Source organism: Pseudomarimonas salicorniae, assembly GCF_023156535.1.
In the GTDB taxonomy this organism is placed as follows: Bacteria; Pseudomonadota; Gammaproteobacteria; order Xanthomonadales; family Xanthomonadaceae; genus Pseudomarimonas; species Pseudomarimonas salicorniae.
The window spans coordinates 294271-309328 of record NZ_JALNMH010000001.1 but is presented as its reverse complement, the minus strand read 5'-3'; the positions used below and the strand labels follow the sequence as shown (position 1 = coordinate 309328).

Below are 15058 nucleotides of genomic sequence, written 5' to 3'. Positions count from 1 at the left end.
CCCCGCGCCGTCGCCGCGCGGCCCTGCGGCCGGCGCTCGCCTAAACTAACCGGCCCGCTTCCTGCCCCAACGCATGCCCGTACCCACCCCCCGACCCCCGCTGTCCCCGCGCACCTGGCCGGTGTGGATCGGCGTGGCGATCGGCTGGCTGGCGGCCAGACTGCCCTGGCCCGTGCAGCGCCGCCTCGGCGCCGGGCTGGGCGCGCTGCTCTACCGGCTGATGCCGGCGCGGCGGCGGGTCGCCGCGCGCAATATCGAGCTCTGCCTGCCGCAGCTCGATGCCGCCGCGCAGCGCGCCCTGCTGCGTGACAACTTCCGCGACCTCGGCATCGGCCTGTTCGAGTTCCTGCGCGCCTGGTGGGGCGATGTCGAGCCGATGCGCCGCCAGGTGCAGTTCGAGGGCCTCGAAGCGATAAAGGCCCTGCACGACTCCGGTCGCGGCCTGCTGCTGGTCTCCGGCCACTTCATGAACCTCGAGCTCTGCGGCCGTCTGCTCTGCGACCACCTGCCGGTGGCCGGCATGTACCGGCCGCACGACACCGAAGCGATGGAATGGGCGGTGCTGCGCGGCCGGCTGCGTTACGCAAAGGCCATGTTTACCCGCGACGAGCTGCGCGCTGCCGTCCGCCACCTGAAGCAGGGCGGGGTGCTCTGGTATGCCCCCGACCAGGACATGCGCGGCAAGGACACCGTCTTCGCCCCCTTCTTCGGCATCCCCGCCGCCAGCATCACCGCCACCCACCAGCTCGCCCGCCTCACCGGCGCCGCCGTCGTGCCCTTCTTCCACCGCCGCGAAGGCGACCGCTACCTGATCCGCCTCGGCGCCCCGCTCGAACCCTTCCCCACCGACGACCCCGTCGCCGACACCACCCGCGTCAACCAGGCCATCGAAGCCATGGTCCGCGAAGCCCCCAGCCAATACCTCTGGCTACACAAGCGCTTCAAGCGGAGGCCGGAGGGGGCGGGGAAGCTCTACTGAAGGGGGCTCCTCAGCGACGCAGCGCCCCTTGGGCTGCTTGGAAGGCTTTGTCGAGGCCAACGGCCTTGCCGGGGTCCGGGCGTCGGATTTTTCCCACCCCAGTTTGGGAATCCGCTGACTGCGGTAGTGATCTCCCGCAGCCAAACTTCTGGCGCTGTGCTTCAAGGACCCTACCGTTTGACGGGAAATCCCATCAAACAGCGCCAGGTCAGCGAAATTGAGTTGTAAACCCAATTCGCAGGCAGTAAGGTCCGCGCCCGTTGCGGGGTGGTTAATGGTCTGTTAAGGCGGCCGCCCCGCCCGTCCATCAGGGGAAAACTCATGCTGAATCGTCTTCTCGGCGCGGCCGCGCTGCTCCTCGCCCTTGTCCCGGGCCTCGGGCTGGCGAACTCCCAGACCGCCAAGGCCCAGGCCGTTCAGCCCTTCTGTGCGATCTACCCGATTGCGATCTCTGATTCGGTGGTTGCACCGCTGCCTGCCGGCAGTCGGGTCTCGCAGATGCCCCGCGGCACCGGCCCCGGCAACTACAGCTGGCTGACCTGGAGCGGTGCCAACAACGCCCCGACCCTGGCCGCCAGCCTGGTCCCCCCGGGGGACAGCGACACGTACCGCAATCCGGACGACGCGGGCGACCGGGTGCTCAACATCGGCGATTTTGCCCAGGGTGCGCCCGGCTCGATGAATGCGTCGGCGGTCCGCAGCAACCTTGAAGCCCTGCGTGGCCGGGACATCATTGTGCCCGCCTGGGACAGCCGTCGCGGCCAGGGCAGCAAATTCGACTACCGGGTCAAGCGATTCATCACCATTCGCCTGCAGGACTGGCGGCTCACCGGCAACGGCTGGTTGACCTTCGACTATGTAGGGGAAGCGACCTGTTACAACGTAGCCCCGGTCGCATTGCCGCAGACGCTTACCACGCCTGAGGACACCGCACTGCCTGTCGTTCTCGCCGGAACCGACGAGGACGGCGATGCCCTTGCCTATTCCATCGTCTCCGCGCCAAGCCACGGAAGCATCGAGGGCAGTGGCCAGCAGATCACCTACGTGCCCGCAGCTGACTATCACGGCGTCGATTCCTTCACCTTCAAGGTCAACGACGGATTGCTCGACTCCGCCCCGGCCACGGTTCAGATCACGGTCACTCCCCTCAATGATCCGCCCACCGCGGATGACCAGCAGCTCTCCACCCCTGAGGACACCGCCCTCGCCATCACGCTGACGGGCGCAGACATCGATGGGGACGCGCTGGAGTTCATTCTGGAAAGCCAGCCGAGCTCGGGTGTGCTCTCGGGTCAGCTCCCCAGCCTGGTCTACCTGCCAAGCCGCGACTACAACGGTCGCGACAGCTTCACCTTCAGGACCCGCGACGGATCTTCCCAATCAGGCCTTGCCACGGTCGAGATCGAGGTGCTTCCGGTCAATGATCCGCCGCACGCGGATGACCAGTCCGTGCACACCGAAGAGGACACGCCGGTCGCGATCACGCTGTCTGCCGGTGACCCCGATGGCGACCCGCTCAGCTTTTTGCTGGACAGTCAGCCGCGGCACGGCTCGCTCAGCGGCCAGCTGCCCAACCTGACCTACACACCGGCGGCGGACTACCACGGCTCGGACTCCTTCACCTTTCACAGTCGCGACGGCGAGCGCGACTCGAACATCGCCACCGTGTCGATCACGGTGGCGCCGGTCAACGACGCGCCCCGCGCGATCGACCAGCAGCTTCAGACCGACGAAGACGTCGCGCTCGACATTCTGTTGACCGGCGCGGATCCCGAGGGTGATGCCCTGGTTTTCCATGTCGGCACCTCACCCGAGCACGGCACGCTCACCGGGCAGCCGCCGAACCTGGTCTACACCCCCGCCGCGGACTTCTCGGGCGACGACCGTTTCACCTTCAGGGTCAATGACGGCCAGGCCGATTCCGATCCCGCGACGGTGTCCATCGTCGTGCGTCCGGTCAATGACCCGCCGCTCGCAATCGCCCAAACCGTCGAGACCGCGGAGGAACAGCCGGTGTCGATCACCCTGGGCGGAAGCGATCCCGATGGCGATGCAATCAGCTTCGCACTCGTCACCCAGCCCACCCATGGTGTCCTCAGCGGCGCAGGCCCTGATCTCACTTACACCCCCGCTCCCGACTTCCACGGCGCAGACAGTTTCACCTTCGTCACCCGCGATGGGGAACTTGAATCGACGCCCGCCACGGTCTCCATCACGGTCACCCCGTTGAATGACCCGCCGAGCGCAAACGACCAGACGCTGCAGACGCAGGAGGACACTCCCTTGACGATCGTCCTCACCGGCGCCGATCCGGATGGCGATGTCCTGGCGTTCACCGTTCGCGCCGCGCCGGAGCACGGCGCCCTGAACGGCGTGCCGCCGAATCTGGTCTACACGCCCGCGCCGGACTTCCACGGCGAGGACCGCTTTACCTTCACCTCCCGCGACGCCGAGCTGGAATCGTCGGCCGCAACGGTCTCGATCACGGTTCTCCCCGTCAATGATCCGCCCATCGCGGTGCCGCAGCAGCTCACCACCAATCGCGACCAGCCGGTAGCGATCACCCTGGCGGGTAGCGATCCCGAGGGCGCGGCGGTGTCCTTCCATGTGGTCGTGCCCCCTGCCCACGGCGCCCTGACCGGCGAGGGTGCACAGCTGACCTACACCCCGAATCCCGGCTTCTTCGGCAACGACCAGTTCGACTTCCGGACCCGAGACGGAGAGCTTGACTCCTCCCCCGCCACGGTGGCCATCACCGTGCTGAAGAACAATGCCGGGCCGCAGATCGTCAGTGTCCCGCCGGCAAGCATCGAGGAAGGCGGGCTGTATCGGTACGACGTCGATGCCACCGATCCCGACGGCGACACGTTGGAGTACGGGCTGCTTCGCAGCCCCGGGCCGGCCACCTTGTCGTCACAGACTGGGCAGCTCGAGTGGCAGGCGGCTGCGCAGTTCACCGGCACGGTGCGCGCCCGCAACAGCATGTGTCGAACGCCCAGTGGCCCCGGCCTGTTCGACCCGGTGGTGGCCTGGACCTGGGACGGTCCCGCTGCATCGTCGCCTCAAGGCAACGTATTCGGCCCGGTGTTGGTCGGTCAGTTCACCGATGACAACCAGGATGGCCGGGTGGATGCCGCCGACCGTCCCGACGTCGTGGTGATGTCCTACGGTACGCAGCGCTACCTAAACCTGCTCGATGGTCGTAGCGGCCAGACCCACTGGTCGGTGCGTCTGGACACCATCGCCGCCTACGGCACGCCCGCCTTCGGAGACCTCGACGGTGACGGCAGGCCCGAGATTGTTGCCGAGTTTGGCGAGGACGCAGAGGAGATTCGGGCCTTCAGCGCGACCGGCGCGCAGCTTTGGCGCCGGACGGTACCGTCCCGAAACGTCCTCAGCAAAGGGTCGCGCGATGCCATTGCCTTGGCCGACCTCGAAGGCGATGGCCAGGTCGAGATCATCCGTGGCCCGACGATTCTGGAGTCGGACGGCAGGCTGCGCTGTCATGGCACGCGCGATGGCGGCGGTCCGACCAACTACGGCTGGATTCCGTCGATCGGCGACATCGACGGCGACGGCATCCAGGAAATCGTCGCCGGCCGCACCATCTACAGTCCGACTTGCGCGGTCAAAGGGCAGTTGTCTGCACCGGCCGACGGATTCACTGCGCTGGGCAACTTCGACGATGACCCCGAAGCCGAGATCGTGCTCGTCAGCAACGGCAGCTTCAACTCGACCGGCAAGCTCTACGTCTTCAACCACGACGGCAGTCGTGTTTTCGGTCCGATCAGCTTTCCCGGCGGCGGCACGCTTGGCCCGCCGACGCTGGCCAATGTGGATGACGACCCCTACCCGGAGATCGGCATCGCCGGCAAGACCCACTACGCGGTGTTCGACCACACCGGCGCGCAGCTGTGGGCGCAGCCGGTCCAGGATGAATCGTCCAATCAGACCGGGTCGACCTCCTTCGACTTCGAGTCCGATGGCCGCGCCGAGCTGGTCTATTCGGATGAGCTGAATCTGCGCGTGTTCGACGGCAGGACCGGCGAAGTCCGACTGATCCTCCCCAACACCTCGGGGACGACGCTCGAATACCCGGTGATTGCCGACGTCGACGCCGACGGCAGCGCCGATATCCTGATCGGCGCCAATGGCGCGATGAAGGGCGTTCGCATGCTCTCATCGGCAACCCGGAGCTGGGCGCCGACGCGCTCGATCTGGAACCAGCACGGCTACCACGTCGACAACATCTCCGATGACGGCCGTATTCCGGCCCGGCCGGCAAAGAGCTGGCTCTCCCACAACACCTACCGCCTCAACACCTTCCCGGATCGTGTCGCCACGGGGCTTGCCGATCTCGCCCTGTTCGACCTCCAACTTGTGGAGGGGGACCCGGCCCGGATCACCGTGGAGGTATTCAATCGAGGCATGGCCCCGACGGCCAATGCCGCCCAACTTCGGATCTTTGCCGGGCGCAGCGCGGCATCGGGCCGACTGCTCGGCACGCTTGACGTCGAGCCGCTGTCCGCCGGCGAGCGGCGCACCCTGGACATTGATCTGTCGGAGCCGCCAGCGCTCGGCGACGATCTGTTCGTCGATATCGACGCTGCCGGCGATGTGACCGAGTGCATCGACAGCAACAACGTCACCAGCGCGGCCCTCTTCACGGTACGCGCTACCGATCCGGATGGATTGTTCGACACGCAGCGATTCAGCGTCACCGTGGAGGACGCCAACTCCGCTCCCGTCCTGCAGACCGCGACCCTGCCGGACGCCCTGATCAACGACGCCTACCGGCACACCCTCGCCGCGACGGATGCGGATATCGGTGACGCCCTGCGCTACGAGCTGGTGTCCGCCCCTCCCGGGATGGCCGTCGATCCGGTGTCGGGCGAGCTGCGTTGGACTTCCGGTCAGAGCCAGTCCGGACAGCACCAAGTCACGATCCGAGTCGCCGATCTCCGCGGGCTGAGCGATCAGAAGACCTTGACCATCAGGGTCGCCCAGAACCGCCCGCCCGAGATCGTCTCAGCGCCGGTGACGGCCGCCACCGAAGGTCAGCGCTATGAGTACGACGTCGAGGCGACCGATTCCGACAACGACGTCCTCGGCTTTGCCCTGTTGAACGCGCCTTCGGGCATGTCCATCGACCCGCAGTCGGGCCTGATCACCTGGGTCCCCGAGGCCCGCCATCTCGGCGAACAGGGCGTCGTGGTATCGGTCAATGACGGACGGGGCGGCACGGCGGAGCAGGCCTTCACGATCGTGGTTGCGCCCTCTTCCAGCAACCGCCCCCCGGTCATCACCAGCGCCGCGCCCGGCGAGGTGACACCCGGCGCGACCTTCGTCTATCAGCTGACCGCGGAAGACCCGGACGGCGATCCTCTGTCCTTTCTGCTGGTCTCCGGCCCCGCGGGCATGAGCGTGGCCCCCGACACCGGCCGGGTCGAATGGATGGCGCCTGCGGATCTATCCGGCTCGACCGCAGTGACCCTGCGGGTCGAAGACGGACGCGGTGGTTCTGCCGAGCAGCGTTTCACCCTGCAGGTCGGTGGGTCGGGCAACCGCCCACCCTCGTTCATCAGCACGCCCCCCGGCGCGGTAACCGTGGGCGAGACATTCGTCTACGCGATCGAGGCAACGGATCCGGATGGGGACGTCCTGACCCTGCGCATGCCGGTGGCGCCGAGCGGCATGAGTCTCAACGAGGCCAGCGGCGAAATCCGCTGGGTGCCGACTTCAGCCCAGTTGGGTACGCACGAGGTGCGCATCGAGGCTGACGACTACCGCGGCGGTGTGGCTTACCAGACCTTCACCATCGTCGTGAACGCCGCCCAGGGCAATCGCGCGCCCCGCATCGACAGCACGCCGAGCACGGTGGGCAAGGTCGGCAAGCAGTATCGCTACCAGCTGATCGCCTCCGACCCTGATGGAGATGCCCTGACCGCCAGCCTGACCGCGGCCCCCGCCGGCATGACCTTGGCCCCGAGCGGACTGATCACCTGGACGCCCACGGCCGCTGGCACCTTCAACGCTGCGGTACGCGTCTCCGACGGGCGCGGATACAGCGAGCAGTCCTGGAGCATCGTCGTGATGGCCGCGTCGGTTCCGCTGGCTGCCCAGGTCAGCATCGCCCCGGACCCTGTTGACCCCGGCGCCCAGTACACCCTGACCGTGCAGACCAGCGGCGCTGCCGGGCCGGTACAGACCACCGCCACCCTGGACGGCCAGCCCCTCACGCTGGATGCGGACGGCCAGACCACGCTGACCGCCCCCGGCAGCGTTGGTCGCTACACCATCGAGGTGACGGTGACCGACGGCTACGACACGGTCACCCTGAGCAGGCGACTCAATGTCGGCGTGCCGGCCGACACCCAGGCGCCGACCGCGGTCATCCTGTCTCCGCGAGAAGGCGCCCAGGAGGATCTGCTGATCGTCACCGCTCCCCAGGATGTGACCATCCGCGTGCAGGACGAGGAGCTGTCGCACTGGGTGCTTGGCCTGGTGGAGCGCGGCGATGCCAGCGGCAGCTTCGTCCAGATCGGCACGGGGGAGGCCAACGTCGATGGCGCCGTCGTCGGCAGGCTTGACCCCACCCTGCTGCAGAACGGCATGTACCAGCTGGTCCTGCAGGCCGAGGACCAGTCGGGCAACTTCACCCAGGACCAGGTGCTGCTGTCCGTCGAGGGCGCCATGAAGCTCGGCCACTTCTCGATCAGCTTTGCCGACCTGCAGGTGCCGGTTGCCGGGCTGCCGATCACGGTGACCCGCACCTATGACACCCGCCAGCGCCATAAGCGGATGGATTTCGGCTACGGCTGGAGCGTCGACTACCAGTCGGTGCGTCTGCAGGAGGCGCGGCGACCGGGTTTCGCATGGACCATCGAGTCCCGCGGCGGGCTCGGCGCGCCGCCCAACTTCTGCATCGCGTCGGCGCTGGGCAACGTAGTGTCCGTGACGATGCCCGACGGCGAGGTCGAGAAGTTCCGGGCCAAAGCGACTCCGGAGTGCTCAAGCGGAAACCGCCTCGACTTCGAGCTGGTCTTTGAGCCCATGGAGGGCACGACGGGCACCTTGATCGCCCTGGAGGACACCGCCGGCAGGCTGCAGGGCGGCAGCCTTGTACGCGCCGATGGCTCCGCCACCGTGATCGATCCGAATCGATACCTTTACACCAATGCCGAAGGCCAGGACTTCACCCTCGACCAGGGCTTCACCGTCCGCGAGATCCACGAGCACGAGGGCGACAACCGGGTCACCTTCAGCTTCAACGGCGTGGTGCACTCGGCGGGGCCGAGCATCACCTTCGTCCGCGATGCCCAGGGACGGATCACCCGCGTGATAGCTCCGGACAACAGCGAGCTGCGCTACGAGTACAACCCGCAGGGCGATCTCGCCGCCGTGATTGACCAGAACGAGGGTCGCACCGAGTTCACCTATGTGGATGGCCACTATCTGGAGGACATCTACGATCCTCGCGGCGTTCGCGTTTCGCGCAATGAGTACGACGACGACGGGCGCCTGATTGCCGTGGTCGACGCCGACGGCCACCGCATCGAGTACACCCGCGATATCGACGGCCGCGTGGAACAGGTCAAGGACCGCAACGGCCATACCACCACCTACGTCTACAACGAGCGCGGCGACGTGCTGGCAGAGACCAACGCCGAGAACGAAACCACGCTGCGCACCTACGACGAGAACGGCAATACGCTCACCGAGACCGATCCGCTCTCCAACACGCGCATCTGGACGTACGACGCGCTCGGCAATGTGCTGACCGAGACCGATCCGGAAGACGGCGTCACGACCAACCGCTTCGGTCCGTTCAACCAACTTGAAACGGTGACCGACCCGCTTCAGCGGGTAGTCCAGGAGCTCCACTACCGCAATCGGTTCGCCGGTGGTCAGCCCATCCTGCCCGGCCCGCTGATCCGCATCGAGGACGCCAACGATCTGTCGACGTCCTTCGGCTACAGCGACCTCAACGGCGAGCTGAACGCCATCGTCGACCCGACCGGTGCCCGCACCCGCTTCGAGACCGACGAGAAGGGCTTCAAGACCGCCGAGATCGACGCCGAGGGCGCCCGCACCGACTACGTCAACGACGCCATGGGTCGGGTGCTGGAGGAGCGCCGCTATCGGACCCTGCCCGACGGCAGCACGCAGACCCTGCTCACCGTCTATACGCTTGACGCCAAGGGCAATGTCACCGCGGTCACCCACCCGGACGGCAGCGTCACCACCACGGCCTACGATGGCAACGACAAGCCCATCCGCGAATGCGACGGGCTGAACCGCTGCACGGTCAGTACCTATGACGATCGCGGCAATCTCGTCTCGACCACCTACCCGGACGACAGCGTCGAGAGCAAGACCTACGACGCCAATGGCAACCTGCTCTCGGAAACCGACCGCAGCGGCGCCACCACCCGCTTCGTCTACGACCGCGCCAACCGTCTGATCGAGACGATCTACCCGGATGACACCCCGGGCGACGCCGACAACCCGCGCACGCGCTCGGTCTATGACGATGCCGGGCGCCTGGTCGAGTCCATCGACGAGCGCGGTGCGGTGACCCGCTATGCCTACGACCGCGCCGGTCGACGTATCCGCACCGAGCTGCCGCAGGTCGACGGCACGGTCGACGTGATCAGCGACGAGTACGATCTGGCCGGCCGCCGGATCGCCTCCACCGACGCCGAGGGCGTGCGCACCGAGTACGACTACGACCCGGGCGGGCGACTGGTCGAGACGCGGGTGGCGGGCACGCCGATGCGGGTCGAGTACGACCGAGCCGGCCGCAAGGCCGCCGAGGTCGACGCCGAGAACCGCCGCACCGAGTACGCCTATGACAAGGTCGGCCGTCTGGTCCAGGTCACCCTGGCCGCCGGCACCGCCGAGGCCACGGTCACCACCTATGCCTATGACCGGCTGGGCAACAAGATCGCCCAGACCGATGCCGAAGGCCGCACCACGCGCTGGGAGTACGACGCCATGGGCCGCGAGACGGCGCGCATCCTGCCGCTCGGCCAGCGTGAGGAGAAGCGCTACAACGCCGCGGGTGAACTGGTCGAACACACCGACTTCAACGGCCGCACCACGCGCTACGAGTACGACGCCATCGGCCAGCTGGAGCGCATCGACTATCCGGCTGACCACGACCCGAGCTTCGGCTACAGCCCGCGCGGCGAGCGCATCGAGGCCCTCGACGCCCGCGGCGCCAGCAGCACCGAGTACGACGCCCGCGGCCGGGTGCTGCGCAGCGTCGATGCCGACGGCGGCATTATTGAGTACCAGTACGACGCGGCCGGCAACCTGATCGCCCGGATCAGCCCGCACCAGTCCCTGGTCTACGGGTACGATGCCCGCAACCGGCTGATCGAGGTCACCCGCAGCATCGATGGCGAGGCGCCCAGCACCACGCGCTACGACTACGACGGCAACGGCCGGCGCATCGCCATGAGCGGCGGCGACGGCACCGTGACGGTCTACCAGTACGACAGCCAGGGCCGCCTGCGCGACCTGATCAAGCGCAGCGCCGCCGGCATCCTGCTGGCCGCGATGAGCTACCAGGTCGACGCCAGCGGCCTGCGCACCGCCATCGAGGAGTCCGACGCCAGTGGCATCGTCCGCACCGTCGACTACGCCTACGACGGCCTGCGCCGCCTCGTCGAAGAGCGCATCGACCACCGCGACGACGCCCACGACCGGATCAGCACCTGGACCTACGACCGCGTCGGCAACCGCCTGACCCAGACGGTCACCGCCGGCGTCGAGCCGGCCGTCGGCATCAGCTACACCTACGACCGCAACGACCGGCTGGAAACCGAGAACCGCAACGGCCAGCCGACCGCATACACCTACGATGACAACGGCAACACGTTGAGCAAGGGCGGGCCCGACGGCCTGACCCAGTACCGCTACGACGATGCCAACCGGCTGGCCGAGGCGGTCAGCCCGGAAGGCACCACCGCCTACGTTTACAACGTCGACGGGCTAAGGGTCAGAAGCACGCATACGCCGACCGGCGGCAGCCCGACGACGACCTGGTATCTGCAGGACAGCGCGTATCCGTATGCGCAGGTGATTGAGCAGCATGAAGGCGACACGCGGGGTAGCAAGCGGCTGACTGCGACCTATGCGTTTGCGGATGAGCTGATTGCGCAGACGAGATACGACGAGAACAGCACACCAGAAACTGCCTTTGTCCACATGGATGGGTTTGGGAGCACGCGGTGGCTCACCGACGAGGCCGGTGTGATCACGGACTCGGTCGACTATGACGCCTTTGGGGTAGAGATTCACAGGGACGGCTCGACTGAAGTGCAGCATCTCTACAGAGGTGAAGCGTTTGATCCGAACGTTGGGTTCTACTACCTGCGTGCACGGTGGTATGGGCTGGAACAGGGGCGATTCCTAACGCAGGATTCGTTTGTTGGATTCATTCACGACCCGCAGTCGCTACACAAGTACGCCTACACACACAACAGTCCAGTCAATAGTACTGATCCGAGTGGGCACGTAACGTTGATGGAGCTAGGCTCCAACCTCAACGCGATGTCGAACCTCTATACTGTGGCCAGCACTGCCTTTGATCTTGCCGCTGGGAACTATGTTGGGGCAGCTGAAGGTGTTCTAGACATTGTCAGTAGCAAGTTCAGCTTTGGTGCCAGCGGCGTCACGAAACTGAGCCCTCGAGCAGAGGCGCTGTTTGCGCGAGTCTGGTCCCGTGGTCAGAAGCTTAAAGTCACAGGTGTGGCGAGTTCAAAGACTCTCGCGGATAACTTGGCGGTCATTGGGTTCCCGCGGCCAGCGGGCGCACAAGCGCACCACTTGGTAGGCGCAGTCACAAGCTATGGGCGCCGAACAAGAGACATGCTGGCGAACAAGTTCAGTATTGATGTGAATTCGCCCTTGAATGGAGTTTGGCTGCCGGATTGCAAAGGTCCGGTCGGAGTGATGACAATTCACTGCGGGAAACATACCGAAGCGTACGAATTGCTCGTATTCAATGAATTGTCAAAAGCAACTACGCGCGATGATGCCATTCGTGTGCTCGCTGACATTCGGCGCCAGCTTATAACTGGCGAGTTGCCTCTAAACTCGAGAGGAATCGTTCCATGAGCGAGACCAGATACATCTGGGCGTTCTCATCCAAGTTTTCCGTTTTTGAACCAAGGGCAGATCAAGCGGCGGACCTATTCGACAAAAACGTTCGACGACCTCCGATGGCGGATTGGGTGGCACCCTTCGCAGTAGAGGTCGGAGGCGGCGGGCGCAATCCCTCGCCTCGGGGCGATTTTCCGGGAACCACGGGTTTTATGCACATGCTGAGTCCTCGCGCGCTTGATGCGTTGGGCGAAGAGTTCTCAAAGTACGGAACCTTATACCCGGTAAAGCTTGGCGATGAAGCTAGTGGCTGGTGCCTGTTTCATCCAACAAGAGTCGTCGACTGTCTCGACCTAGAGAACTCGAAAGTCAAACGAAGTGTCCTACCTCCTCACGATATAACCGCAGTTCTTGAGCCATCGTTCGATCCACAAACCACTCCACAAGAGGGTTTGTTCTTAGCAAGTGATCATGTGGGTGGTGACATCTACGTCTGCGAAAACATCAAGTCGCTTGTTAAGAAGCATAAACTCAAGGGTTTCGCGCTCACCGAGACCTTCTTTGGGAAGCCATGGATTAGCTAGCCAGCCGCACGCAATCGTGGACGCACGCACGCAATCGTGGAACGCAATCGAACGCAATGTAAGCGTCACCCGAGGACATCTTCCGTCGCCGCGTTGATTGCCTGACCCTCGCGCGCTTTCCAAGAGGCGTAGTCGTGGACACCCACTACTTCTGGCGCAATCGTGGTCCCTCCACAGGCTGAACCGCCCCGACTTTTCCGGAGGCTCCTTCCTTTGAGAGGATCGAGCGGCAATCGTGGATCCCCAGCTATGCCAAGCGCCTGCGGGCACCGCTTGGCAAGATCAGGAGCCGGGAGCCCGACTGGACTACGTACGCCCAGCGTACTAACATAGCGGCCATTGAGCTAACACCTCGGACAACGCCATGGTCGCCCCGACACCCACCACTTCAGCCCGCTCCGCCCGTCTCGGCTTGCGCGCCACGCCCGAACAGGAGGCGGTGCTGCGCCGCGCTGCGGAGGTTTCGCACAAGTCGCTGACCGATTTCATCCTCGACAGCGCGTGCTCCGCCGCCGAACAGACGCTGCTTGATCAGCGCTTGTTCTTCGTTTCCGGAAGCCAGTACCAGGCGCTGATGGATCTGCTGGAGCGTCCCGAGCAGTCCAACGACGGGCTACGCGACCTGTTTGCCCGCAGGGCGCCGTGGGACACGAAGTGACGCTGCGTTCGCCGGCGCCGCTGGCGGAAACACATCGACTAGACAACTTTGATTGCGGCAAGCCTGTCCTGAATGACTGGCTGAAACGGCACGCCCGACAGGCCCAGGGCAGCGGCTCGGCCAAGACCTTCGTGGTAACCGATGAGACCGACCTCGTGGCCGGTTACTACAGCTTGACCGTCGGTCAGGTCGACACACTGGACGCGCCCGAGCGCATCCGCAAAGGCATGGGTCAGTATCCCGTGCCGGTGGTGATCCTGGCGAGGCTGGCGGTGTCAGGTCAGCATCAGGGTGGCGGTATCGGCTGCGGTCTGTTGCAAGACGCCATCCGACGCACGCTGTTGATCGCCGAGCATGCGGGCATCCGCGCGATGTTGACCCACCCCATCGACGACGACGCAGCGCGCTTCTACACACGCTTCGGCTTCATCGCTTCTCCATTGCGCGACCAGCAGCTGTTGCTGCTCCTGAAGGACGCGCGCCGCCTGGCCTGACGGCGGTCCGGCCTTCCTCCCGTGCCGTAATCGTGGACACCGTAATCGTGGACACCCACTACTTCGGTCAGTCAGCGTATCCGCGGCGATCACTGATCTGGGACCATCGCCGGTGCCTGCACAGGTGAAAGACTGCGCTGAAGGCGAGGAGGAGAGCGAGGTTGCGCGCCTGTTCCGAATGCAAGGCAGGCCACACCGCTCGGCGCGGTGTCTGCCCTTCGGTTGCCAACTGTTGTCGCCTGCACCTCTGGCTACATCGGCTGCCGCGCCACCCGCCTGACCATCAGCCAGCGCTGGCCGATCTCCTGTGCCTTGTCGAGTAGCGCCTGGGCGCTGCCGATGGCGCGGCAGAATCGCGATTCGATACCTGACACCTTGTCGAGCCACTTCTCGGCTTCGATGTGACCCGGGAGCGCGGGCGGGGCGTTGCTGGCGATCATGCCGCGCTTTCCGGGGTTCAATTGTCGTCCGGCCCAGTCGACCAGCCGGATGTAGTCCGCCTCGCTGATCGGCAGGAAGCCGATGGCCGCAGGACCGGCGACCTCGCGAAGCGGCTGGGCCTGGGCGGTGGCGTGCGCGCTGAGCCGGCGGTGGATGGAGGTGTGTTTGGAGCCGGCCAGATCCTCCGCCAGGCCCGCCCGCACCGGATTCAGGTCGACATAGGCCATACAGGCCAGCACCGCCTCGTCATCCAGCAGGGCCTGGCAGCGGAAGCGCCCCTCCCAGAAGCGACCGGTGCACCGGTCTTCGCCATTCGCGAGGCGCGCCAGCGGTTCCGACAGGCAGCGCATGAACCAGGACAGGTCCGCCAGCCGCTGGCGCAGGACAGCCATGCGCTCGGCATTGCCGGTCAGCATCCAGGCCTTGCGCCGACAGGCCTCCGCGTCGATCTCCCCATCCACCCGGGCCGGAAACAGCCGTACCCAGCGCGCGGCCACTTCATCGTCCGTCCAGCCGTCCGCGTTCTCCGGATCCACCCGCAGCACAACGTGTACGTGATTGCTCATCACCGCGTAGGCGAGTACCGAGATCGAGAAGATCCCGGCCAGCTCAAGCAGCCGCGCCTCGATCCAGTCCTTGCGATGGTCGAAGCTACGACCGCTAAGCGGATCGCTGCCGCAGAGAAACGCCCGGCGCACGCAGCGCGACACGCAGTGGAAGGCGCCGGCGACGCCGGGTGAGACCAGTTGGGACCGTGGATAACCCATGGAGAAAGCATGGCTACCCCGAT

At 65.6% G+C, this 15058-nt stretch carries 6 protein-coding genes; 5 read left to right on the top strand and 1 reads right to left on the bottom strand.

Going from position 1 to position 15058, the window contains the following annotated elements:
- The first annotated feature begins 73 nt into the window (after positions 1-73).
- From lpxL to M0G41_RS01275, 5 genes are all read left to right on the top strand, one after another.
- Positions 74-979: an LpxL/LpxP family Kdo(2)-lipid IV(A) lauroyl/palmitoleoyl acyltransferase gene (gene lpxL / locus M0G41_RS01295; RefSeq protein ID WP_248204361.1), complete on the top strand. Its 906-nt coding sequence runs from the start codon at positions 74-76 to the stop codon at positions 977-979.
- A 321-nt stretch (positions 980-1300) separates the two neighbouring features.
- Complete coding sequence (locus M0G41_RS01290; protein WP_248204359.1) at positions 1301-12106, top strand: Ig-like domain-containing protein; 10806 nt, start codon at positions 1301-1303, stop codon at positions 12104-12106.
- Positions 12103-12675, top strand: coding sequence for a hypothetical protein (locus M0G41_RS01285; RefSeq protein ID WP_248204358.1), 573 nt, complete (start codon positions 12103-12105; stop codon positions 12673-12675). The genes M0G41_RS01290 and M0G41_RS01285 overlap by 4 nt, the downstream gene beginning before the upstream one ends.
- Positions 12676-13039: 364 nt before the next feature.
- Positions 13040-13333, top strand: a complete 294-nt coding sequence (locus M0G41_RS01280; RefSeq protein ID WP_248204357.1) for a type II toxin-antitoxin system TacA family antitoxin — start codon at positions 13040-13042, stop codon at positions 13331-13333.
- Positions 13318-13827: a GNAT family N-acetyltransferase gene (locus tag M0G41_RS01275; RefSeq protein WP_248204355.1), complete on the top strand. Its 510-nt coding sequence runs from the start codon at positions 13318-13320 to the stop codon at positions 13825-13827. Before M0G41_RS01280 ends, M0G41_RS01275 begins: the two co-directional genes overlap by 16 nt.
- 251 nt (positions 13828-14078) lie before the next feature.
- Here M0G41_RS01275 and M0G41_RS01270 read toward each other — a convergent pair whose 3' ends face one another.
- Positions 14079-15035, bottom strand: coding sequence for a transposase (locus tag M0G41_RS01270; RefSeq protein WP_248204353.1), 957 nt, complete (start codon positions 15033-15035; stop codon positions 14079-14081).
- Between the last annotated feature and the right edge of the window lie 23 nt (positions 15036-15058).

Coding starts and splice junctions, on each gene's coding strand:
- lpxL (WP_248204361.1), top strand. CDS start 74: ATGCCCGTACCCACCCCCCGACCCCCGCTGTCCCCGCGCACCTGGCCG.
- M0G41_RS01280 (WP_248204357.1), top strand. CDS start 13,040: ATGGTCGCCCCGACACCCACCACTTCAGCCCGCTCCGCCCGTCTCGGC.
- M0G41_RS01270 (WP_248204353.1), bottom strand. CDS start 15,035: ATGGGTTATCCACGGTCCCAACTGGTCTCACCCGGCGTCGCCGGCGCC.
- M0G41_RS01285 (WP_248204358.1), top strand. CDS start 12,103: ATGAGCGAGACCAGATACATCTGGGCGTTCTCATCCAAGTTTTCCGTT.
- M0G41_RS01290 (WP_248204359.1), top strand. CDS start 1,301: ATGCTGAATCGTCTTCTCGGCGCGGCCGCGCTGCTCCTCGCCCTTGTC.